20 protein-coding genes are annotated in these 19,689 nt (G+C 46.2%); 10 read left to right on the top strand and 10 right to left on the bottom strand.

What is annotated here, in order from left to right; all coding sequences use genetic code 11:
• Positions 1-50: 50 nt before the first annotated feature.
• The 7 genes from Q4491_RS14785 (at position 51) to Q4491_RS14755 (ending at position 3,748) form a co-directional block, all read left to right on the top strand.
• Complete coding sequence (locus Q4491_RS14785; RefSeq protein ID WP_303458478.1) at positions 51-392, top strand: Fis family transcriptional regulator; 342 nt, start codon at positions 51-53, stop codon at positions 390-392.
• A 206-nt stretch (positions 393-598) separates the two neighbouring features.
• Positions 599-934, top strand: coding sequence for a hypothetical protein (locus Q4491_RS14780; RefSeq protein WP_192014441.1), 336 nt, complete (start codon positions 599-601; stop codon positions 932-934).
• Positions 935-981: 47 nt separating this feature from the next.
• Positions 982-1,389 carry a GFA family protein gene (locus Q4491_RS14775; RefSeq protein WP_192014443.1) on the top strand — a complete coding sequence of 136 codons (408 nt, stop codon included), beginning with the start codon at positions 982-984 and terminating at the stop codon, positions 1,387-1,389.
• A 56-nt stretch (positions 1,390-1,445) separates the two neighbouring features.
• Complete coding sequence (locus Q4491_RS14770) at positions 1,446-1,832, top strand: hypothetical protein (protein WP_303458475.1); 387 nt, start codon at positions 1,446-1,448, stop codon at positions 1,830-1,832.
• 162 nt (positions 1,833-1,994) lie between these two features.
• A complete protein-coding gene (locus Q4491_RS14765) occupies positions 1,995-2,579 on the top strand; it encodes a nucleoside deaminase (protein ID WP_303458473.1) in 585 nt (194 codons plus the stop codon).
• Positions 2,580-2,626: 47 nt separating this feature from the next.
• Positions 2,627-3,088 (top strand): GNAT family N-acetyltransferase, encoded by a 462-nt coding sequence (locus Q4491_RS14760; RefSeq protein WP_303458471.1) that lies wholly within the window; start codon positions 2,627-2,629, stop codon positions 3,086-3,088.
• Positions 3,089-3,223: 135 nt separating this feature from the next.
• The gene (locus Q4491_RS14755) at positions 3,224-3,748 is read left to right on the top strand and encodes a DUF2937 family protein (protein WP_303458469.1); all 525 of its coding nucleotides are present in this window, start codon (positions 3,224-3,226) and stop codon (positions 3,746-3,748) included.
• Between the two features lie 125 nt (positions 3,749-3,873).
• Here Q4491_RS14755 and icmH read toward each other — a convergent pair whose 3' ends face one another.
• The 5 genes from icmH to Q4491_RS14730 are packed head-to-tail and all read right to left on the bottom strand — an operon-like array spanning position 3,874 to position 8,438.
• Positions 3,874-4,656, bottom strand: a complete 783-nt coding sequence (gene icmH / locus Q4491_RS14750) for a type IVB secretion system protein IcmH/DotU (RefSeq protein WP_303458467.1) — start codon at positions 4,654-4,656, stop codon at positions 3,874-3,876.
• Positions 4,653-5,978, bottom strand: coding sequence for a type VI secretion system baseplate subunit TssK (gene tssK / locus Q4491_RS14745; protein WP_192014458.1), 1,326 nt, complete (start codon positions 5,976-5,978; stop codon positions 4,653-4,655). Before tssK ends, icmH begins: the two co-directional genes overlap by 4 nt.
• Positions 5,979-5,987: 9 nt before the next feature.
• Entirely contained in the window at positions 5,988-6,491 is a 504-nt protein-coding gene (gene tssJ / locus Q4491_RS14740; RefSeq protein WP_192014460.1) for a type VI secretion system lipoprotein TssJ, read from the bottom strand.
• Positions 6,484-7,833 carry a type VI secretion system-associated FHA domain protein gene (locus Q4491_RS14735; protein ID WP_303458463.1) on the bottom strand — a complete coding sequence of 450 codons (1,350 nt, stop codon included), beginning with the start codon at positions 7,831-7,833 and terminating at the stop codon, positions 6,484-6,486. Before Q4491_RS14735 ends, tssJ begins: the two co-directional genes overlap by 8 nt.
• Positions 7,834-7,841: 8 nt before the next feature.
• Entirely contained in the window at positions 7,842-8,438 is a 597-nt protein-coding gene (locus Q4491_RS14730) for a hypothetical protein (protein ID WP_303458461.1), read from the bottom strand.
• Between the two features lie 593 nt (positions 8,439-9,031).
• On the opposite strand from Q4491_RS14730, the gene Q4491_RS14725 reads away from it, so the two are divergent.
• From Q4491_RS14725 to Q4491_RS14715, 3 genes are read left to right on the top strand one after another with little or no spacing between them, the layout of a single operon-like run.
• On the top strand, positions 9,032-10,462 hold the full coding sequence (locus Q4491_RS14725) for a type VI secretion system ImpA family N-terminal domain-containing protein (protein ID WP_303458459.1): 1,431 nt from the start codon (positions 9,032-9,034) through the stop codon (positions 10,460-10,462).
• Between the two features lie 23 nt (positions 10,463-10,485).
• Positions 10,486-13,881: a type VI secretion system membrane subunit TssM gene (gene tssM, locus Q4491_RS14720; protein WP_303458457.1), complete on the top strand. Its 3,396-nt coding sequence runs from the start codon at positions 10,486-10,488 to the stop codon at positions 13,879-13,881.
• 39 nt (positions 13,882-13,920) lie between these two features.
• Positions 13,921-14,370 carry an Lrp/AsnC family transcriptional regulator gene (locus Q4491_RS14715; RefSeq protein ID WP_192014471.1) on the top strand — a complete coding sequence of 150 codons (450 nt, stop codon included), beginning with the start codon at positions 13,921-13,923 and terminating at the stop codon, positions 14,368-14,370.
• A 96-nt stretch (positions 14,371-14,466) separates the two neighbouring features.
• Here the strand turns inward: Q4491_RS14715 and tssG are convergent, their stop codons facing one another.
• From tssG to tssB, 5 genes are all read right to left on the bottom strand, one after another.
• A complete protein-coding gene (gene tssG, locus Q4491_RS14710) occupies positions 14,467-15,465 on the bottom strand; it encodes a type VI secretion system baseplate subunit TssG (protein WP_218386836.1) in 999 nt (332 codons plus the stop codon).
• Complete coding sequence (gene tssF, locus Q4491_RS14705) at positions 15,462-17,210, bottom strand: type VI secretion system baseplate subunit TssF (RefSeq protein ID WP_192014473.1); 1,749 nt, start codon at positions 17,208-17,210, stop codon at positions 15,462-15,464. Before tssF ends, tssG begins: the two co-directional genes overlap by 4 nt.
• A gap of 11 nt (positions 17,211-17,221) precedes the next feature.
• The gene (gene tssE / locus Q4491_RS14700; RefSeq protein WP_192014474.1) at positions 17,222-17,632 is read right to left on the bottom strand and encodes a type VI secretion system baseplate subunit TssE; all 411 of its coding nucleotides are present in this window, start codon (positions 17,630-17,632) and stop codon (positions 17,222-17,224) included.
• A gap of 68 nt (positions 17,633-17,700) precedes the next feature.
• On the bottom strand, positions 17,701-19,179 hold the full coding sequence (gene tssC / locus Q4491_RS14695) for a type VI secretion system contractile sheath large subunit (RefSeq protein WP_192014475.1): 1,479 nt from the start codon (positions 19,177-19,179) through the stop codon (positions 17,701-17,703).
• 11 nt (positions 19,180-19,190) lie between these two features.
• Positions 19,191-19,688 (bottom strand): type VI secretion system contractile sheath small subunit, encoded by a 498-nt coding sequence (gene tssB / locus Q4491_RS14690; RefSeq protein ID WP_192014476.1) that lies wholly within the window; start codon positions 19,686-19,688, stop codon positions 19,191-19,193.
• Position 19,689: the final 1 nt, after the last annotated feature.

Raw genomic sequence — 19,689 nt, 5'->3', positions numbered from 1 at the left:
AACAGTGCGGTAAGCAAAACATCAAGCTTACCGCCCTCAGCGAGACAAACATGCGAAAGACCGATAAAAAAACGGACAATCAAATCAGAATAGTACTGACAGAAGTGTGTGACCATGCGCTGGAAGCTTACCCCGGCTTTCAGTGGCTGACCCATCTGGTTGATTACTCGCACTTTCCTGACAGTTTGAAAGTGGTTTGTGTGTTCGATACCAATGCGAATCTGTCACACTTTTATGATGATGCGGGAAACCCTGTACTTGAAGCCTTGATAGTCAAAAAATTGGCAACGGTTGGCATCCGCCTGAACAGGCCGTCTGCCCATATCGCGTATGACACAGAAGAAAATTGCGAACGAGAAAACAAGGGCAAATGGGCGCACCGTTTGGGGTAAGTTGAAAGTCGTTTCTCTATTCGAGCACTGATATCAGGGCTGTGGCATGCAGGGAAGAGCGCCGACCTGAATTGGCAACATGTTGCGTAAGCGCACAAAACTGAAACCACACAGCACGAAATACATGAAAAGTTGCAGTAAATCAGGATAATACGGCCAAATTATTGGTTCTTTATTCGAGTTGACATCCATTGCACGGGAAACAGATGTTTATTAAACAAGCCTGGAACGGTCAGATTGCTGTCTGGAAGGCCGTCGTTTTGGTCAGTTTAGGCGGGCTTGTCTTAACACTGCTGGTCAGTATCGGGGTAAGCCTGGTGCTGCTTTTTCTGGTTAAGTCGGGTGTGATGCATTTCAATCATGTTGCCATCCACACGGTCTTCTTTTCTTTTATTCTTTCCGCATTTGGCGTATTTGCCGTACGTTCACTATGGCTATGTGCAGCAAACCCGAAAGGGAAGATCAGCCATGCACTCGTCAGACTCTGGGCCATCATACTGAGTGCTTACATTATTGCGGTCCTCGCGCACGTTAATACCTAAATTCGTGCGGATGCTGTAAGTGCCATAACTACTACCAGGAGTGCTTCATGTATACAGGCAGTTGTTTATGCGGCGGCGTACAGCTGGCCATTACTGGCAAAATCAGTGATATCATTCACTGTCATTGCTCTTTATGCCGAAAATCGACAGGCTCTGCTTTTGCCACAAACGGGTTTGTAAATACATCAGATTTTACTGTTACCCAGGGGCAGGAATTACTGAATCACTTTGCATTACGGTCTGGCAGACAACGCCATTTCTGCCGTATCTGCGCGTCGCCGGTATACAGTTCCAATACGGCAGATCCCGCCCGCATTCGAATCAGGCTCGGCATTATTGACTCAGAGATCGCCGAAAAACCCATATCGCATAACTTTGTCACGTCGAAAGCCAGCTGGGATAGCCTGGATATCAATCTGCCCCAGTATGAAGCACACGAACCAGGCAGAAAATAACCGGACTCTTCAATGTCCATAAAGAAAGCACCATACAGGCAGGAAAAGTAACGACTATGGCCTCCGCCCAAGATTTTTCAATCAGTCGCCAGTATTTCATCTACAAAGCCGATGAATACACATTATCAAGAATTAAAAATGCGAGAGTAAAAGTAAATACGCTGAAAGATCATCTGTTCAGAGTAATTATTACCGGCATGATCGTTTCCAGCGTCATAGGGTTCATGGAGCCTGCAGGAATCGCTTGGGTATTCATGCCGTTCGGGTTTATCACTGGCGCGCTGAGCGCTTTAGCCACTGCACGTAAATATGAACTGCAGATTGAGTTCGAGCATACTGACGAAACCGGGCTTCAGTGGATTAGCGTTGTAAAAGGTCATAAACAAACCGACATGGCGATCTTTTCAGAGCAGGCAGATCAACTCAAGCAACAGATTGCCTGATGGGTAATCGATAAAGCTGGCAGAGAGCTTTTTCTTCACCATTTGCATTGTTTTCGGGCAAGAATGTGAGCCATGACAGATGGCAATCTGCTGAAGTAAAATGATCAACAAAATCAGGCGTTATACTTCTGTTACTGATTTCCCGGGAACAGAGAGAACCTTATGACGCCCCTGCTGGATACACATTCAGACATCAATGAAGCTGCCCTTCGCGCTATTGCCCATATGCCAACGACCAGCTTGCCGGTATTGATGGGCCATGACTTCACAAGCAAATTATCCGATGCTGATTACATGCACATTGCTGTTCTGCTGGCGCAAAAAAGTTACGACGAAGGCGGTTGTCCGATTGGTGCGGTGATCATCAATAACCAAACCGGACAAATAGTTGGCAAAGGCCACAATACGCTGGTTCAGGAAGATCACCCGTACAACCACGGTGAGACCTCTGCCATTCGCGATGCAGGCAGGATAGATTTCAGCCAGACCACCTTGTTTACCAGCCTGAGTCCTTGCGATGTCTGCGCGACGCTCCTGTACATGCGCGGATTCAAGCGGGTTGTCGTCGGCGATATTACCAATGCCTCAGGAAACGAAGATTTGCTGCGGGAAAAAGGGATTCAGGTCGATATTCTGGAAGATAAACAAGGCATTGCACTTTACGCACAATTCCGAAAAGAAAAACCAGAGCAAGATCTTGAAGACTGGAAAGGACTGTGTGCGGTGCATTCGCATTGTGCCTCCTAGCTGACAGATAACCTCATCAATCATCTTTCTGACACAGGAGAACCTCAGTGGACATCATCCGGTGCTGCCAGGCCAGCGATTTAGCAGGTGTACGCGAACTCTACGCAGAACTGCGCCCTCATGACCCCGTATTATCGGGGCCACAGGCCATGAAATGCTGGCAGGATTTACTCAACAGCCCGCACACAAAAATCATTGTTGCTGATATTGATGGCGTGCTGGCATCCACCTGCCAGCTTGGCCTGGTGCCTACCATGACAAACGGGGGTCAGCCTTTTGCCATCATTGAGCATGTCATTACTTCGGCCCAATACAGGCGGCAAGGACTGAGCCAGAAAGTCATCGAGAAAGCCCTCTTACTCGCCTGGGACATGGGATGCTATAAAGTCATGCTGCTATCAGGGGAAAACCGGCCAGAGGCGCATCACCTTTATGAGAAAGTCGGATTTCAGTCAGGTATTGAGCGCGGGTTTGTGATTAAAAATCCTCACATACTTACCCCAGATTGACCTGTGACGATGAGCACAGCGCACGCTTTACTTTCAACAATCCCGCCTGGTTATCAGCTATAACATACGAGGCTGAAACAGGTTACGTTATCTGGATGTCGCTTTGCGCTATTTTAACCGAAAAAGGAAAGTCTCTTGGTAGGAAGAATTGTTGATAAATTGCTGTTTGGCGTCATGCTCATCGCAGCGCTTCAGGTTCCGTTACTGGCCGATCACTATCAGCAATATCTGGCAGGATTATTTGAAGCCACACAATGGCAAGTCAAGGGCTACGAAAACACCGCCAGACAATACGGTTACCCTGATGTACATGCGATGATTGAGCAACACCTGAACAATCAGGAAGCCAGTGTCAGGGCGGACGCCTTACAGAAACAAGCGACCCTGAGCCACTATCAGGACCTGAAATCCGGCATTGCCGTTTTTGAACAAGGGTCACTGATTGAGAAATCAGTGTACATGTTCACACCTGCACGCTTTGACTCGTTAGAAAAAACCATCACCCATTTCAAACCCGGCATTCCACTCTCGCTCAACGGTCTGATGTTTGGTGCCATCCTGGGATTAGCCGCCAATATCCTGCTTACCCTGCCTTTTAGCTTATTGTTCAGGCGTAAACGTCGGGCAAAGTTCGCCGCCAGCCGGTCAGTGATATCGTGATTACATGTGGCAGAAAACGCCAGTTTAGAGTGTCTCAGCACCGAAAAAATGGACAGATAGAGATCAAAAAAGCGCGAGTTCATCGCGCTTGAATCATTTAATGAGAACAAAATGAACTTAACGACTCAACCAATCAGTTGATTAAATTTAAAGTCTATAACCCAATAAGTCGCTGAATACATGGCTGCCAGTAGTACGGCTGTAAAGCCAATGATCAGTTTTGGCGAAATCACACGCCTCAATGGCCGGCTAATAACAGCAGCCTTTAAATTCACTAACTGTAGCTTCTCCTGATCCTGCAGCCTGTCTTCTTTTATCAGCTGGTAAATGGTCTCTGCAATGTCAGCGATTTTTTCGTTACCACGCTCGACACGACCGAATTTCCCCTTAAAACCAACCTGCAACAGAAAGTATAAAAATTCAATAAGTTGCCTGTAACGTTTGGGATCTTGTCTGAGCCTGTCCAGAATTGTATAGAATTTATCACCACCTGACGTTTCATTATGAAACTCAGCAAGCAGGCTGTGTGTACTCCAATTACTTTTCTCTCCCCACTCCTGACTGTAAACCGCTTCGTCAACAGCAGCACAGACACAATAACGCATCACCAGCAGTGATGCTCTGTCTGTGTTTGCGAGTAGCAGTCGCTTCTCGGCGTCTTGAATCTCCCTGCTGATTTTCTCACGCAGCAAGGTAGGATCATCTAACCAGGGAATAGATGGAATACAAGTCAGACAGGCCAGTACCCAGGTAAACTCATCAACCAACTGGTTAATACCCAGTTTTTTGATTTCCAACTGTTTTACCGCAATATTGCGTGGTACTTCCGGAGCCGGCATAACCTCCATTGGTTGGCCGGGCTCAGGCTGAAACAGAACGACTGTTATGTCATCATCGAACTGACTCATAATCTGACAGCCCACATTTGCAATTCAATATTCGGGAAATCGCCGGACACATGCATGGCAATGCCGGATGAAGAAGACAATGCCTTCCACTCATCAGACGCCTTATCCAGCTCAAAATACGTAAAGCCGGCATGGTAAGGCAGCTGACGAGGCACCACTGGCATTGCTTTAATGGCGATACCTGGTAACTGGAAGTTTACCAGATCACGAATATTTTCCAGGCTACCCACTTTGACCTGAGAGACAAAGCGAGTATGAAGTACATCCAGTGTAACATCAGCTTTCACGGCAAGGATAAAGGTCGTGGTCTGGATAATCTCACGATCAGCAATATTGGCAACACGCACACCATAGCCTTGCTCTTTCAACACCAGCGGGATTGCCCGCTGCTCTGACATTACAGTCAGGCTGTTGCGGTTCCGGCTGATCAAAGACCACATACAGTCGGTTAGATCTCCATGATTATAAGGCGAGAAAGTCTCAGGACGGCGGGATGAGGTACATAATGTCGCCAGTTCCCCTTCGGCCTGCAGCAACACACGGTACAGCGCTTCAGGATGAACACCTTCCAAACCCGCTAGATGCCAGAAAACCGGCTCCAGCTTGTTCACCACCTGCAGTAGCATAAAATCTGCCACCGAGGATACGCCTTGCTGATCAACCACACCCAGCCGGCTGACTATCGATTCAGCGCGATGTTTTAGCAGAGAAGCAAATTCGGTAACAAACTTTGTCAGTACAGCGGAGGCTTTAATATCAAGGCAAGTGGGAATGAACTTGTCATCAAGTAATACAGTGCCATCACTTTTGACTTCCGAAATTTTCAGAATAGGGATCGACGTGAAAGCTGAACGGTCTTCCGTCTCTAGCATCAAACGGAAATTCAGGCTGCCAACATGAATGGTTGTGGTATCTTCACTGTCGTATAAACAGTCGACCACTTGCTGCTCCTGAAGGCGATAGCGCGCTCCGTCGCCCGCATTGGTATACAGCTCACCCTGCTCAGACGGTAAAGGACAACATAAATACACCACCTTATCTACCGTCGATGTGTCCACTTCCAACATTGCCGGCGCCAAGGCTTCAGAAGGAAAAGCAAACGGTGTGCGGTCCTGCAATATCCCTTCCGCAACCGTGACGCCAATTTTGCCCATTTTCAGCAGTTCAGCATTAATTTCTAATCGGCTAATCCCCCAATTTAATGGCGAGCTGAAAGCTGTATACAGACTCACTTGCTGAGAGTGAAAACGGTCCAACTGCTGAAAATGCTGTGGTTTCATGAACATGCCGTCTTGCCAGACAACCGGGTTATGCAATGACATAATGCTTCCTTAGAAATAAATCTGTTCTACGCCTTGTGTACGCTCGACAGACAACACATTATTCACCAGATTCACGTCCAGATAATAACTCTCCCGTTCTTCAATGGTGTGTATAGTCCGCCAACTTGTCCCGTTAATATCCCGGAAAGCGACTGCAAATCCGACGGCACGTGTTTCAGGCTGAAGTTTCAAAAATTCCGTGAGTTCCTGGTCTGGCTCAAGCTGGTACTCATACCGCTTAATATATTCATCACCCAGTGCCGCTTTGTCGTTTTCAAATAATGAAAAGAAATCCAAGCTGCGAAACAGCACAGGTGAAGACAGCTCATAGATGCGTAGAATGGCCGGTGATGATGACCCGTTAGGACGTAGGTTCAGGCTCTTATCGGTCATAATATGCACTTCTACTTCTGCGGTTTCAGGGATAAGCCCAGTGGTGTCCTTAAACTGCTCCCATACTGCGCACCCTGACAGTGACAGTGCGGCAATCAATCCCAAAAAGTAATTACGCATTTTGCTCCTGTAACAATTCTCTGTACTTTGATTCTAAGCTTGCATCAAAGTTATGTTGTTCCTCAGTCCGCCAATTTGACTGTTGTTCCGAAAAGTACGCCTGATACGCTTTCCAGTTCCTTTGGCTTTTCAGCCATCCCCCGCCGGTTATTTGCCTGGCTTCAAATGACGACGGTGACAAAGCTTCCAACTGTTGCTGGAAAATGCTTTCACGCGCCTGAAGTAATCGGGAGCGGTGTGCATCCAGCTCTTCCTGGATATGTTCTATCAACTCATAAGGCTCAAGTATCGACTGCTGGTAAAGCGACATCATACTGTCCAGTAAATGCGGTTTTTCTGCCTCGGATTCACCAGCCATCACCAAAGAACGGTGCAGCTCTGCGTTCAGTGAATCAAGGCACCTTTTTAAACTCAGACCCATTTGACGAAACCAGTTCTCATCACACAGATGTTGCAACTCCGGCGGGATACCTAAACCTTGCAAAAACGCCTGTTCCGGTTGTATATCTGATGTTTCAGATCGCTTTGCGATGGCACCCGCTGATTTGGATTGAGTGGGTTCTTCTGTTACTGAAGGCTGGGTGTATGATGTTAAACGCCCGGCAGGCACAGCTTGTGGGGTAAATTTATCCCCTGGTGATGAAAAGGTCTTCGCTTTTTCTGAAGCCGGAAAACTGCCATCTTCAACATTCCAGTTTTCCGGAATCAGGCTGGGAACATCCATTTCAGAGTGAATGCTCTCACTGTCGTCAAGAATTTGTCGTTGTGTTGCGCTGTAATCAACAAACTGTTTGGGTTCGTCATCTTCAATCAGAGACTCAGCTTCTTCATTCACTTCCTGAAGATAAGAAAGCGGTTCGGTAGAATCCGCTTTATCATCTTGGGGCAGGAATAGCTCTTCTATCGTTCCCTCTCCTAACATTTCAGATTCAGGAGGGAGGATCAGGTTTAGACTGTCGACAGGATCATTGCTTTTCATGTCCGGCATAATATCTTCTGCCAGATTAATGTGATGCACCTCATTCTCAAATCCGGCACTGAATTCATAGCGTCCCATCGAAATAGAATCGCCTTCCTGCAGGACTGTCGGTTGACTTTTCAGCGCACGCTTACCATTGATAAAAGTACCATTAGTGCTGATATCATTGAGATAATATTCACCGTTATAACAGGTGATCAGGGCATGAGTCGCCGATAGATATTTATTATGATCATCAAGATGGAAAGCACTCTGAGCACTACGGCCGATTGTTCCGCCCTGACTGTCAAATTCCATTTGCTTTGCCCCGACATATTCTTCCGGGGCACTGTTCACTTTGAGAATGAGGGTTTTGTGCGTCATAAACGATCTTAGAATAGAAACGATAAGGAAAATTCTATGCCGCCAAGACCATCATTGACCGGCACGATCAGCGTCGCCTGAGGAGCAATCTGCAAATGCGCATCAGGGTTACTGCCCATTTTTATCACCATTCCGGCATTAAGCAGTAAGCTGGCTTCGAACGCATTATTATCAGGTAGCTGAGTACCGTACTTGAATTCATCAGCATCGACATGCCAACGTTCACTGTACTCGCTATAGGCCAGTGATATACCCGCGCCAAGGTAAGGCGTCAGCCAGCTCGCCAAGGGAATAGCGTACTGAGGCAGTACACGAAACTCATAATTGGTGACTTCCTGATAAACACCATTCTGGGGTGCAGGAATACTGTCCGCGAAATAATTCAGGCCAAACCACCAGCGCCAGCGGGCACTGTTATCATCGATAGGCCGTGTATGTACCAGTCCCCAGCGAAGACTTTGGTTTTCACCCGACTCACCTTCCTCGGCAGTCGACGTAAAATCATAGTATGCGCCAGTGACGCCAAAGCGTTCACCTTTGGCAGAGGCGAAGGAAGTATGAATTAAACAATAAGCTATACAGGCTACTGTAAGAAGACGAGGCATAATGTTCGCTTTCTCTAATTTAAAAACACCTGAAAGATAAACGCATAAAAATATGAATTCAAGGCTTGATTGACGCTATCTTTAAATAAGTCATTTTTCCTATTAGATCTGTCATTTTCACTGTATGAGATTGCGAATTGACAGAAAAATACAGACGTGACCGGTCTGCAAAGGCCTCTCACTAAAACGCCAAATAAATCAATAAAAATTGTGAGATACTCCTCCAAAAAAATACAAACAGAAGAAAATTAAGCACAACTCTAATATATTGAATGGAAGTCACAAAAAAGAAGATGAATGATAAATAAACCTCCCCACACTCATGTTAATAAGACTCAATAACTCATCACTTAACTGTAAAAGATATTAAAAAACATAATCTTATCCATAAAAATGAACACAAATTCGTGAGCAGATATTTATCTGTGATCTTTATCCAGCAAAGTCGGCATTCATTTAGTTTAGTATAATTCTTCCGATTACAATGCATTGCACATGAATGTCATAACCGTGTTAAACACACCTAATTTGTGGCAACTAACTGCAGGAAACGACACATTACCTGGCGCCTGACTACATCATGGCGAAAGCACATGAAGGAGTTAATAAAGCTTAAAATTAGTCCGCCTTATTTTTTAGCATCTACTAATAAACTAAACATTAAGTTAGCGAGCAAGAATTCACTTCCTGCCGCAGTAACTCCTTTACTCATAATTACAAGTTTCGAAGTTGGCTATAAAACAATGAAATTCACTGATATTGCACTCAGACCAATATCGGCACAATTGCCTGTTGGTCATGACCCGAAAGAGCTCGATCTCTTTTCTGACTTAAAAAGAAACGTAAATCGATTAAGCAGTTTTGTCTCTCCAGCACCATGGAAAGAGATTTATACCGCTTCCGAATTGCTTCTGACCCAGCACAGCAAGGACTTTCGCTGTGCCAGTTACTACTGCGTCTCTGCCTGCCGTATTGACGGATTAATGGGAGCGGTTAATGGACTCAATGTTCTCAATGATCTGTCCATCGTCTACTGGCACACTGCTTTTCCTGCAGTCAATAAACCGAATGCACGCATCCAGTCTTTTGACTGGGTGGCAGAGCAAATGCCATTGGCACTGAGCAAAATTAAAGTATCACTGAAGGATCTCCCCTTAGTGGAAGCCGGACACCACCTTGCTCTGAATATTGAGCAGGAACTTCAGCGTCAATTGGGGAAACAAGCCCCATCGCTGGGTCCGGTTCGCAGACAGTTTACTGAATGGAAAGATCAACTTGATGAACAGGCCGAAAAAGAATTAGCCAAACAAAAACAGCGTCAATTGCCAACGCCAGCCCCAGCACCAGAAGTGACAAGTCAACCAGCTGCTGAGCAGCCACCTGTCAAAAAACAGGCGGCAATACGCACTCTGCCGGCCTGGTGTTACTGGTTGGCCACAGTGTTTACACTGGGTTGCCTGGTATTTTCTATTGTCGCAGTCCGGCAATACCTGTACCAGCGTGATATTAAAACTGCAACTGCAGAGCAACTGGAAAGTATTACATCAAGGCTTATCCAGGCGGAGCCCTATTTCAAGCACAGGCTCAAAGAAGAGGTTCTGACCAGAACCCATGATCTGCTGATGGACTGGACTGCTTTTCCTGGACGTGTCTATGAGCACCAGACACTGGAAGAGCTGGCAAATAACGTCAATACACTCTATCCAGACTCCATTGCAGCCAAAGAGTCTGTGAGCCAGTATCGGGCAGGTAAAGCGGCGCTGGCTCAGGATTATTTGCTCATCAACGACCAGTTCAAACGAGCCAGAACTATCATAGCTAACGCAGCACTAGTCGATGACAGTGAGAATATCTCAGCGGCCTACCGATTTAGTAATACCCTTTTTCCATTCCTTGGTCGTCTTGATTATTTGGAGAAAGGTCACATAAACCATGACGATATTTTAAAAGCACAAAAAACCTTGAGTGCCTATCAATATCGCCTTATGGAACTCACACATACTTTCGAAAATAAAAACCAATAAAAATTATTCAGGCAGGTTATATCTTGATTAGTAAACTCAAAACGCCAAGAGTATTTATCATACTCTCAGCAGTGCTGCTTTCGGTGATGTATGGCTTATTCTCATATTTCATTATGGCTTTTCCTGTCAGTCATTACCTGACATGGGGGCCAGTGGCCTTCATCTTTAGTGTAGCAATCTTGCTTCTGATCGGTTACGAAGTAAAAAAACGCAAATCACGCTCTACCAGTGATATAGAAACAGAAGAAGAAACCTTGAAGGGGCTATTATCTTCTTTGCTGAAGAGTTCCAGTCATAAGCCTATTTACTTACTGTTGGGCAACAAAAAGTCAGGAAAGACATCGCTCCTGACCAGTTCTCATGCCATTAAACCCATAGATCAGAAAAATACGCTGCAAACTGATTACTTTGTCTGGCATGAGTCAGAAAAGGCGATATACATCAAACCGGCTCCACGTCTGATTTATCAAGATACATCGAATACAGATCAAACTCTCTGGAAAGCGTTTCTGGAGAAAATTGTCAGTGTTAAGCCCCGCAAACCATTTGCAGGAAGCCTGTATGTGGTGGATCTTGAATTTTTGATCACTCAAGAAGAGTCTCAGCGCGAGTATATCCTGGATATTATCAATACCCGCCTCAGCGACATCACAGGGATGACCCATACAGCCTTACCTGTGTATGTTTTCCTGTCGAAAATCGACAAACTGAAAGGCTTCAAAGAATTTGTTTCTCTCAGTCCGCTGAAAATGCAGCTTGAGCACCTTTCAATATCACTGAAAGATGCCAAAGGTACACTCAATGACGCCTTTGACAGCGGCTTTTACGCTATTCTGAGCAAGATGGAACAAAGCACGCTTGACTGTGCCGCGATGGAGCGCTCACTGGTCAACAACAGTGCACTGGTGACCTTTCCGAAACAGTTCGAGCTTTGTCATAGAATCATCCGGGATACCCTGAACAAAGTGCGGCTGGAAAAGGACGGATTTCACCTTGTTGACCTGCGGGGTCTTTACTTCACATCCAGCCATCAAGGTGGCCGAAAATACAACCTGCTCGCCAAAGGATGCAGTAATTATTTCAATGTTCCAATGATTGCGTCCGAACACGACCAGTTATCAGAGTCACCTCTGTTCACCCGCTTCATTATTGATGAGCAGGTGCTGCCAGAGGCAAACTTTGCCGGTGAAAACAAGCGCCACCTGAGGCAACTCATACGCAAAAGTCATATGACAATGGCCGCTTGTGTCACTTTACTCAGTGTAAGTGGTTACTATTTCTTTACGACCACGCAAAGCAATATTTCCATTATCAACCAGCTTCTGGAGGTCGCTGATAATAAAAGTGATGATCACGAGTTCGCCAACCTGAAAAACCAGTTTGCCGTAACATCGAACGGTATTTTGCCTCTTTATCAGGCCTGGACCAACGCCAGTTATCTTCTGGACGAAAAGCTGATCGATATAAATGTCGATAAACTGGATCAGACGACACAGATTGCCTACCGGCATTTACTTGACAGCATTCACCTGCAGCTGTTGCCGCTGGTAGAAAAGCATATCCAACGGAAACTGGCCAACAGCAACCTTTCACATCAAGACAAGCTCCATTTACTGAAAATGTATCTGATGCTAAATGAAGCGGACAAACGCGATTACAGTTTCCTTCTGAAATCAATTTCGCGTCTGCTCACGGATGATTTCGGCTCAGAGGGTGCATACGCCAACATACCTCAATATCTGGCGGTGTACTTCAAAACCAACTTCCCGCCTATTGAGATCAACTGGGATCTGGTTCGTACTACACGGCGAGATCTGCTGTCCCAATCCAAAGTGGATATTGCCTACAGCCAGATTCTCAACAGTGGCAGAGATGCCGATCTCGGCCAGCTCAGCATTCCAAGAGCAATAGGCTTCAATTTTGGTGAAATTTTTGATAATGAAAAAAGCAATCTTAATGAACTGAACATCAACAAAATTTATACCGCAACCGGCTTTACCACTTTCTATCGCCCTTTATCGGAGTCTTTATCGCACGATTTGATTGCCGACAACTGGGTGCTGGGTTTGTCAAATAACACTCTGCCGTCGGACGAAGAGCTTAAAGCCTTTCAGGCCAAGGTGCGCCGCAAATATACTGACGACTATATCAATGTCTGGCGTACAGCCATTAGCGATTTACGCTTTAAGCAGTATGACAACATAGTTGAAATAACCAATGCGATTGACACTCTGTCAGGCCCGACATCGCCGTTAAGCACCATACTGAATCTGTTGTATACCAACACCAAATATTCGCCAGAAGCTGGTGCACTGGCTCAGATGACATTGAAGGATGAACGCCTCAACCAAGCGGTAGATCTGTTAAAAGACTCGGCAGAGAAAGTGATCGAGCCTGACTATGAGTTGATGAAAAGGGTCGAAAAAGCTTTTGCCGTTATCAATACCCTGCAAACCAGTGAAACAGAAAACTCACAAGCTCCGTGGGATCAGGTAATCAGTTCGCTCAGCAATCTGCGAGCCTATCTGAAACAGATCACCGATGCGCCAAATGTACAGCAAGCAGCCTTAATAGCCGCCAAAGCCAGAATGCGTGAAACCGCGGCGGATCCCATTGTTCGCTTGAAGCAGGTCGCTCAAAAAGCGCCCGAACCTGTAAAAAGCTGGCTGAATGAAATCGCCCATCAGGCGTGGGCTGTCTTGCTGGCTGAATCACAATTGGGTATTCAGGAGTTATGGACCAGTAATGTCTACAGTAAATTTGAACTGGTTGGTCAGAACAAATATCCGTTCACCAAACATGCTGAAACTGAGATTTCGCTGACCGATTTCGAAGAGTTTTTTGCTGCGCAAGGCACCCTGGACAGCTTCATTGATGACACGCTTTCGCCTTTCTATGACACAAATTTGTGGCAGGCCAAACGTGTTGATGGCGAAACATTGCAGCTATCGCAAGAAATGATCACCCAGATGAAGAACTACACCATGATCAAGAATGTGCTTTTCGATCCCACGTCGAACAAGTTCAACATCGATTTCAGTTCACGCTTTATCGATCTGGATTCCAGCGCAATACGGGCCAGCCTGAACTTCGGTGGTGAAAGTCTGGATTATTACCATGGCCCGGCAAAGAGTAAACAGTTTGTGTGGCCACCGGAAAGTAACGAGTTTTTCGTGAACGTCAACATTCAGGACATCACGTCCAGCGGCGAGCAACACAGAAAAGCAAAGGAAGGTTTTTGGTCCATTTTCCGACTGTTAAATGAGTCGCAGCTCGAGCCTACATCGGATGGTGGATTCAACGCGGACATTCTTGTTTCAGGGCGACACATGACGGTAAAAATCAAACCGTCTAACTCTAATAATCCGTTCCTTTTACAAGAACTGTATAACTTCTCTGTTCCAAGAGATATCCAATAAGTTGGTAGCTTAGGTTAATCAAAGTCGAGAATAATGATAATGAATACTTTACACAGCAACAGCATTGACCGAATTGATAGGAAGATATTGTCAAACCTGCTGATTAACGGACGTGAATCGATCGCAAATATGGCCCGCAATGTGGGCCTTTCCAGAACCGCCGTCGCCGAGCGGATTACGCGAATGGAAAAGTCCGGCGTGATCGAAGGTTACACTGCCAAAATCGGGACCCAAAAAAGCGCAACTATGACCAGCTGTTACCTGCTGATCAAATGCGAAAATGGCTGGAAGAAAAAAGTGTGTGACAGCCTGAGAGAAATTCCGGAGATTAAATCCATCAGTGTCGTCGGTGGTGGGTTTGACATCATCACTTTACTGGAGGCTGCTTCATTACACCTGATGAATGAACTGTGTGATGAAGCAGAAAACATTGTCGGCATTAAGGAGCTGCATACCACAGTCGTATTCCACAGCCCTATTTGCCGCTAAGCGCCCGAATCACGCTTAGCCGCTTCATTACGGATTACCCACCTGGCACTCTACCATGCAGTCAATACTGCAGGCAGCAGAGTGCCAGGTACTCATCTAGACAGCACCGATGATCACCACTGTCTGTTTATCACCTTGCACTTTACCCAACCAACTGACCTGTCCAAGCCGATTTGCTTCCTTCGAACCCAAAATGCTGGCAGGTAATCCATCCGTTTTCACTTCCAGTTTCAGATCCCAGGCCATAGGGTCGCGCAATACAAAACGCATCAGCTCTTTGAGTAACCCGTAACCCTGTTCACCCGGCAAAAAATGACAGTATTGCTCATAATCCAATTCATGGAAGACCAGATTAAATTTACCCGTGATATCGGTAAGGTGATCACCCAAGTGATAATCCTGGCCCAGCACACAGTTAACATGCCCTAAGCGGTTAAGCTGTGAAGGGGCAATTTTCACCCTGCGGGGTACCCACTGTTCAATACTGACTTTTGCCAGATTAAAGCAGTGAGCCACAATACCTGACACCAGATTTGGAGAGCGCGTTCTTGAAGATAACTGACCAATATAAGAGAGCAGTTTTGCCCTGTCGAAGTTAAAATCACTGTCTTCGCTGAGATCAGAAGAAATACCAACCAGGTTAAACAGATTACGGGACAGCGGGTCGACCGCCCCGGATTCGTACCGGACATGGTATCTGTATTTTTTCCATATCCGGTACAAGTGTGAGAGATACCTGTGATGAAAGAAATCGAAAAAATCTTTCACCGGATTATCTTCGCCTTCCCGGCCGGCCAGCTTTTCTGTATATGCGGTGGGTAAAGGTGAGCCAGTACCGTGCAGACCACCGAAATTCACCGTCAGGCTGGGAACATCTCTGTTATCCCATTGCACAGACTCAAACTGCGAAATATCAGAGCGGGGAAAACCCAGCTCAGGCGAAATGCGAAACCGCAGAAACTCCTGCTGCGGTGTTTTCGCCTGGCCTACAGAGGCAAATTGTACGGATGTTTTCTTTTTCTCAGCGGCCTCCAGTAAATAAACGGCCTGAAAAAAAGCATACTCATGGCTGGACTGATTGATCTTATCTATCATATCACCGCCTGTTTGCCCTGATTGCCATCCCACCGGTACACTTCGCCGGTTTTTACATCAATCACTTCCAGTTCAGAGAATGAGTTAATGCTGGAATACAAAGAGAAAAACTCATTCAGGATAGACACCAACAGGTACATATCCCCTTCATTGGCAAACATGGATGAATCCATTTGCAGTACAATCTGGTTACCCCGGATCGGCAAGCCACGGAATATACGTTCTATGGGTTTCATGTTAATGGCTTTAATGCCATTTAAGCGGTTAGCTGACGCGCGCTGAGACTGCCTGTCACTGCGTGAATGAAAGTCGTAAATACTCAGCATCATTTTCAGCACATCAGTATCAATTAAAGACAGATAGTTAAGCGACATATTGGCAATCAATTGCCAATGAAGACTACTGTCAATTTGTGGACTGACAGAAACTGTCGGCTTGGTCAGATTGGTGAAATTGGCATAGTTAGGCGACTTATGGGTAGAAAATGTAATGTCTCCGGGGGCCAGCCGTTGCGGCAGTTTACCGTTAGTGCAGGTTAACTTAATCAGTACGGTTTCAGTTTCAAGGTTAGCGACACCGGCATTGTGATCAAAAAAGGAAATATAGTGTGACAAGCCTTTCCCTGAAACATGTTCCGAGACTTTGACATTGTAGTAATGGCGATTGTTATCAATACCTAACTGATGCTCAAAGGACTCAAACGGCAAATAATCAACCTGACGACGGTTTTCATTACTCCAGCCTCGCACCTGATTAACAGAATACACTTCGAAGTTATTTTGCCGGGTTGTTTGCGGACGAACCCGGTATTCAGTGCGCTTATGATCCAAGCGGATCGGATCGGCATCCAGTTCAAACACATTGGCTATCGGTGTACAGAAAAGCCGCAAGTTTTTCTCTCTTATAGTCACTTCAGACGGCAAAGAGCGTGAAAAATTAAACACCAGGCTCATAGTGCTCTGGCTGGGTACACCTTTGAGCCATTCCAGACCATCGACATCAAAGAACATAAATTTGTCCGGCATCGAGAAATACTCCTGGATTAATCGATAACCGGAAAAAGAATTTGGCCCGTAGGGTAATAGGGCTTCATCTTCTGAAAAACCCACTTTCTTTATACAAGAAGCAGGTAAACGCTGACTTCCTCCTCCCGCAAGATTGACATCAACACTGTCTAAATAGCGAAATAACCACAGATACAGTATGCGGGAGATATGCAATTCACCGTGAATATGGAAACGTAATTTATCTAACCCAATGCGTGATAACTCTACCCCTGTGTCGGTTGATAAGGTGACATTGAGGTGGCTGTTCGAGCGGGTATTCTGCTGAGTCACGGAATTGATCGACAGTGGATACAAATCGACATCGTAACAGGTGCGAAACTGGCACTGAGTCTCATCGACCTTTTCACTGGCCATTTCATGGCCACGCGTCACTGTGCTTTTCTGCGACACACTCCCGGCATAGGGGATCATCTGCGCAATGCACATTGAAGGCACAGAACGTAAATAATGCGGCCACAACAGAGATATCAGGGATTGGGTCAGCTCAGGAAGCTCATCATCCAGCTTCTGACGTAATTTGCCGTTGAGAAATGCAAAGCCTTCCAATAAGCGCTCTACATCGGGATCATTGCTGCTTTCCGACAGAAACTTAGTCAGCTGAGGGTGGCTTTTCGAAAACTCAGAACCCGCTTCTTTAAGAAACGAGAGTTCATCCTGAAAATACTTGCTATAAGTCATGTTCGTCGTCTCTACACTGAAAACTTGCCGTCTACACCAACAGACAAATCAATGTTCATTCTGGTTTTCTTATTGTTATGAAAAACTTCACCATTAACGGCAAACCGGAGCTGGAGCGGATCATCGGTATGGGGAACATATCTCACCACTACGCCGGCTAATCTTGGCTCAAACTTTTCGATGGTGGCTTTCACACTGTTTCTGATTTCCCGGACGATATTGGATTTATCGGCCAAAACATCATTAAAATCAGGCAGACCATAATCTTTGGCTATCATTGCATTGCCCGAATGGGTATTGAGCAAATCCGCCAGATGATGATGGATCGACTCAATCAGAAACTGTGTCGACTCCACAGCATCATAGCTGTTCTTTGCTTCGCCCATTTCAATGCGCTCGAGTAATCGGTAACCTTTATCCATAGACAGATTTCGAACGGCAGACCACTTCAGAGTCACTCGACCTGACAATAGCTGCCGTTCGCCTTTACTTAGTTTTGATCCAGTTTACCGACCAGAGACAATTCAAAACTGGCGCCCATGTACTTGAAGTGCGGACGCACAGCAAGAGACACACGGTACCAGCCCGGATCGCCTTCAACATCTGATACTTCAACCCGCGCAGCACGCAACGGACGACGGCCACGTACTTCTGCCGGCGGATTTTCCTGATCAGAGACGTACTGACGAATCCACTTGTTCAGTTCAATTTCAAGATCAGTACGCTCTTTCCACGATCCGATCTGCTCGCGCTGCAGCACTTTCAGATAATGCGCCAGACGGTTGATAATGAACATATACGGCAGCTGAGTACCTAACTTGTAGTTAGTTTCAGCGGCTTTACCTTCTGGCGAGTTACCAAAGAATTTTGGCTTCTGCACAGAGTTGGCTGAGAAGAATGCCGCGTTATCTGAGCCTTTACGCATCGTCAGTGCGATAAAACCTTCTTCAGCCAGTTCAAATTCACGGCGGTCAGACACCAGAACTTCTGTCGGAATTTTGGTTTCAATGCGACCCATCGACTCAAAGTTATGCACCGGCAGATCGTTCACCGTACCGCCGCTTTGAGGACCGATGATGTTCGGACACCAGCGGAAATTGGCAAAAGAATCGGAAATACGGGAAGCCAGCGCGTAAGCAGAGTTACCCCACAGATAATGGTCATGGCTGCCTGATACAGTTTCGTTGTAGTCAAACGCCTTAATCGGGTTATCTGCAACAGAATACGGCGCACGCAGCATGAAACCTGTGGTACACAGGCCCAGATAGCGGGAGTCTTCATGTTCACGCAGACCGCGCCATTTGGTGTACTGAGGGCCTTCAAACACCGATTTCAAATCTTTCAGGTTTGGCAGCTCTTCATAGCTGTCGACACCAAAGAACTGTGGACCCGCAGAGGTAATGAAAGGTGCATGAGACATGGCACCCACATTCGCCATGTATTCCATCAGTTTGATGTCCGGTGAGGTTGACGACATCTTAAAGTCACAGATAACCGCGCCCACTGGCTTACCACCAAACTGGCCGTATTCACGGGTATAAATTTGCTTATACAGACCCGATTTCACCACTTCCGGGGCATCGTCAAAATCATCAAGGACTTCATTTTTCTTGGCCGAAATCACTTCGATCTGAATGTTTTCGCGAAAATCAGTCTGATCAACCAGATACTTCAGTCCGCGCCAGGAAGATTCAATGGCCTGAATTTCTGGCGAGTGCAAAATGGCATCGACCTGAGCAGACATTTTCTGATCGATTTCAGAAATCATCAGATCGACCAGCGACTGATCAACTTTATCGGATACATTTTTGCTCAGCAGTTCAGAAATGAATGCTTCAACGCCACGCTTTGCAACATCAAAACCTTCATCAGATGGCTTGAGCCGGGTTTCGTTCAAAATACTGTCTAACAGTGAACCGGATTCAGCCAATTGTGCATCCTGCTCCGGAGTCATAGCTTCAGTTGTCATGTGCCACCTGTTTATTCTTCGTTATTAGAATTGATGCTCAGTTCACTGAGCAGCTTGCTGCGCGCTTCATCATCCTGCAGCACCTGAGCGATACGTTTGCGGAATGCAGGCACGTTACCCAGAGGACCTTTCAGTGCAACCAGAGCTTCACGCAGTTCCAGCAGGCTGCTTAATTCAGGCACCTGGCGGGCAACGGATTCCGGTGAAAAGTCTTTGATATTTTTAAAGGTCAGATCAACGCCCATCTGAGCGCCTTCTTCGCCGCTCAAACGGTTATCAACGTTAACTTTGACATTCGGCGCATAAGCACTCAGCACATCATTAAAGTTTTCTTTATCAACGTTTATCGGATCACGATCCTCGATGGGAGTCTCGTCATCACGGCCGGTGAAATCACCAATAACCATCATGCTCAGGGGCAGTTCCACTTCTTCCTGAGCATCACCTGTAGCAGGAACATATCGGATATTAATTCGCTCTTTAGGAGCGACTGAACCATCTTTAGACATA

This window comes from Photobacterium sp. 2_MG-2023 (genome assembly GCF_030547675.1).
GTDB classification, from domain to species: domain Bacteria; phylum Pseudomonadota; class Gammaproteobacteria; order Enterobacterales; family Vibrionaceae; genus Photobacterium; species Photobacterium arenosum.
This window is presented reverse-complemented; position numbering and strand designations above follow the sequence as displayed.

Excerpts from the sequence above, each read along its gene's own strand:
- Q4491_RS14785 (WP_303458478.1), top strand. The coding sequence starts at position 51 with ATGCGAAAGACCGATAAAAAAACGGACAATCAAATCAGAATAGTACTG.
- Q4491_RS14780 (WP_192014441.1), top strand. The coding sequence starts at position 599 with ATGTTTATTAAACAAGCCTGGAACGGTCAGATTGCTGTCTGGAAGGCC.
- Q4491_RS14775 (WP_192014443.1), top strand. The coding sequence starts at position 982 with ATGTATACAGGCAGTTGTTTATGCGGCGGCGTACAGCTGGCCATTACT.
- Q4491_RS14770 (WP_303458475.1), top strand. The coding sequence starts at position 1,446 with ATGGCCTCCGCCCAAGATTTTTCAATCAGTCGCCAGTATTTCATCTAC.
- Q4491_RS14765 (WP_303458473.1), top strand. The coding sequence starts at position 1,995 with ATGACGCCCCTGCTGGATACACATTCAGACATCAATGAAGCTGCCCTT.
- icmH (WP_303458467.1), bottom strand. The coding sequence starts at position 4,656 with ATGAGTCAGTTCGATGATGACATAACAGTCGTTCTGTTTCAGCCTGAG.
- tssK (WP_192014458.1), bottom strand. The coding sequence starts at position 5,978 with ATGTCATTGCATAACCCGGTTGTCTGGCAAGACGGCATGTTCATGAAA.
- tssJ (WP_192014460.1), bottom strand. The coding sequence starts at position 6,491 with ATGCGTAATTACTTTTTGGGATTGATTGCCGCACTGTCACTGTCAGGG.
- Q4491_RS14735 (WP_303458463.1), bottom strand. The coding sequence starts at position 7,833 with ATGACGCACAAAACCCTCATTCTCAAAGTGAACAGTGCCCCGGAAGAA.
- Q4491_RS14730 (WP_303458461.1), bottom strand. The coding sequence starts at position 8,438 with ATGCCTCGTCTTCTTACAGTAGCCTGTATAGCTTATTGTTTAATTCAT.
- Q4491_RS14725 (WP_303458459.1), top strand. The coding sequence starts at position 9,032 with ATGAAGGAGTTAATAAAGCTTAAAATTAGTCCGCCTTATTTTTTAGCA.
- Q4491_RS14715 (WP_192014471.1), top strand. The coding sequence starts at position 13,921 with ATGAATACTTTACACAGCAACAGCATTGACCGAATTGATAGGAAGATA.
- tssG (WP_218386836.1), bottom strand. The coding sequence starts at position 15,465 with ATGATAGATAAGATCAATCAGTCCAGCCATGAGTATGCTTTTTTTCAG.
- tssF (WP_192014473.1), bottom strand. The coding sequence starts at position 17,210 with ATGACTTATAGCAAGTATTTTCAGGATGAACTCTCGTTTCTTAAAGAA.
- tssE (WP_192014474.1), bottom strand. The coding sequence starts at position 17,632 with ATGGATAAAGGTTACCGATTACTCGAGCGCATTGAAATGGGCGAAGCA.
- tssC (WP_192014475.1), bottom strand. The coding sequence starts at position 19,179 with ATGACAACTGAAGCTATGACTCCGGAGCAGGATGCACAATTGGCTGAA.
- tssB (WP_192014476.1), bottom strand. The coding sequence starts at position 19,688 with ATGTCTAAAGATGGTTCAGTCGCTCCTAAAGAGCGAATTAATATCCGA.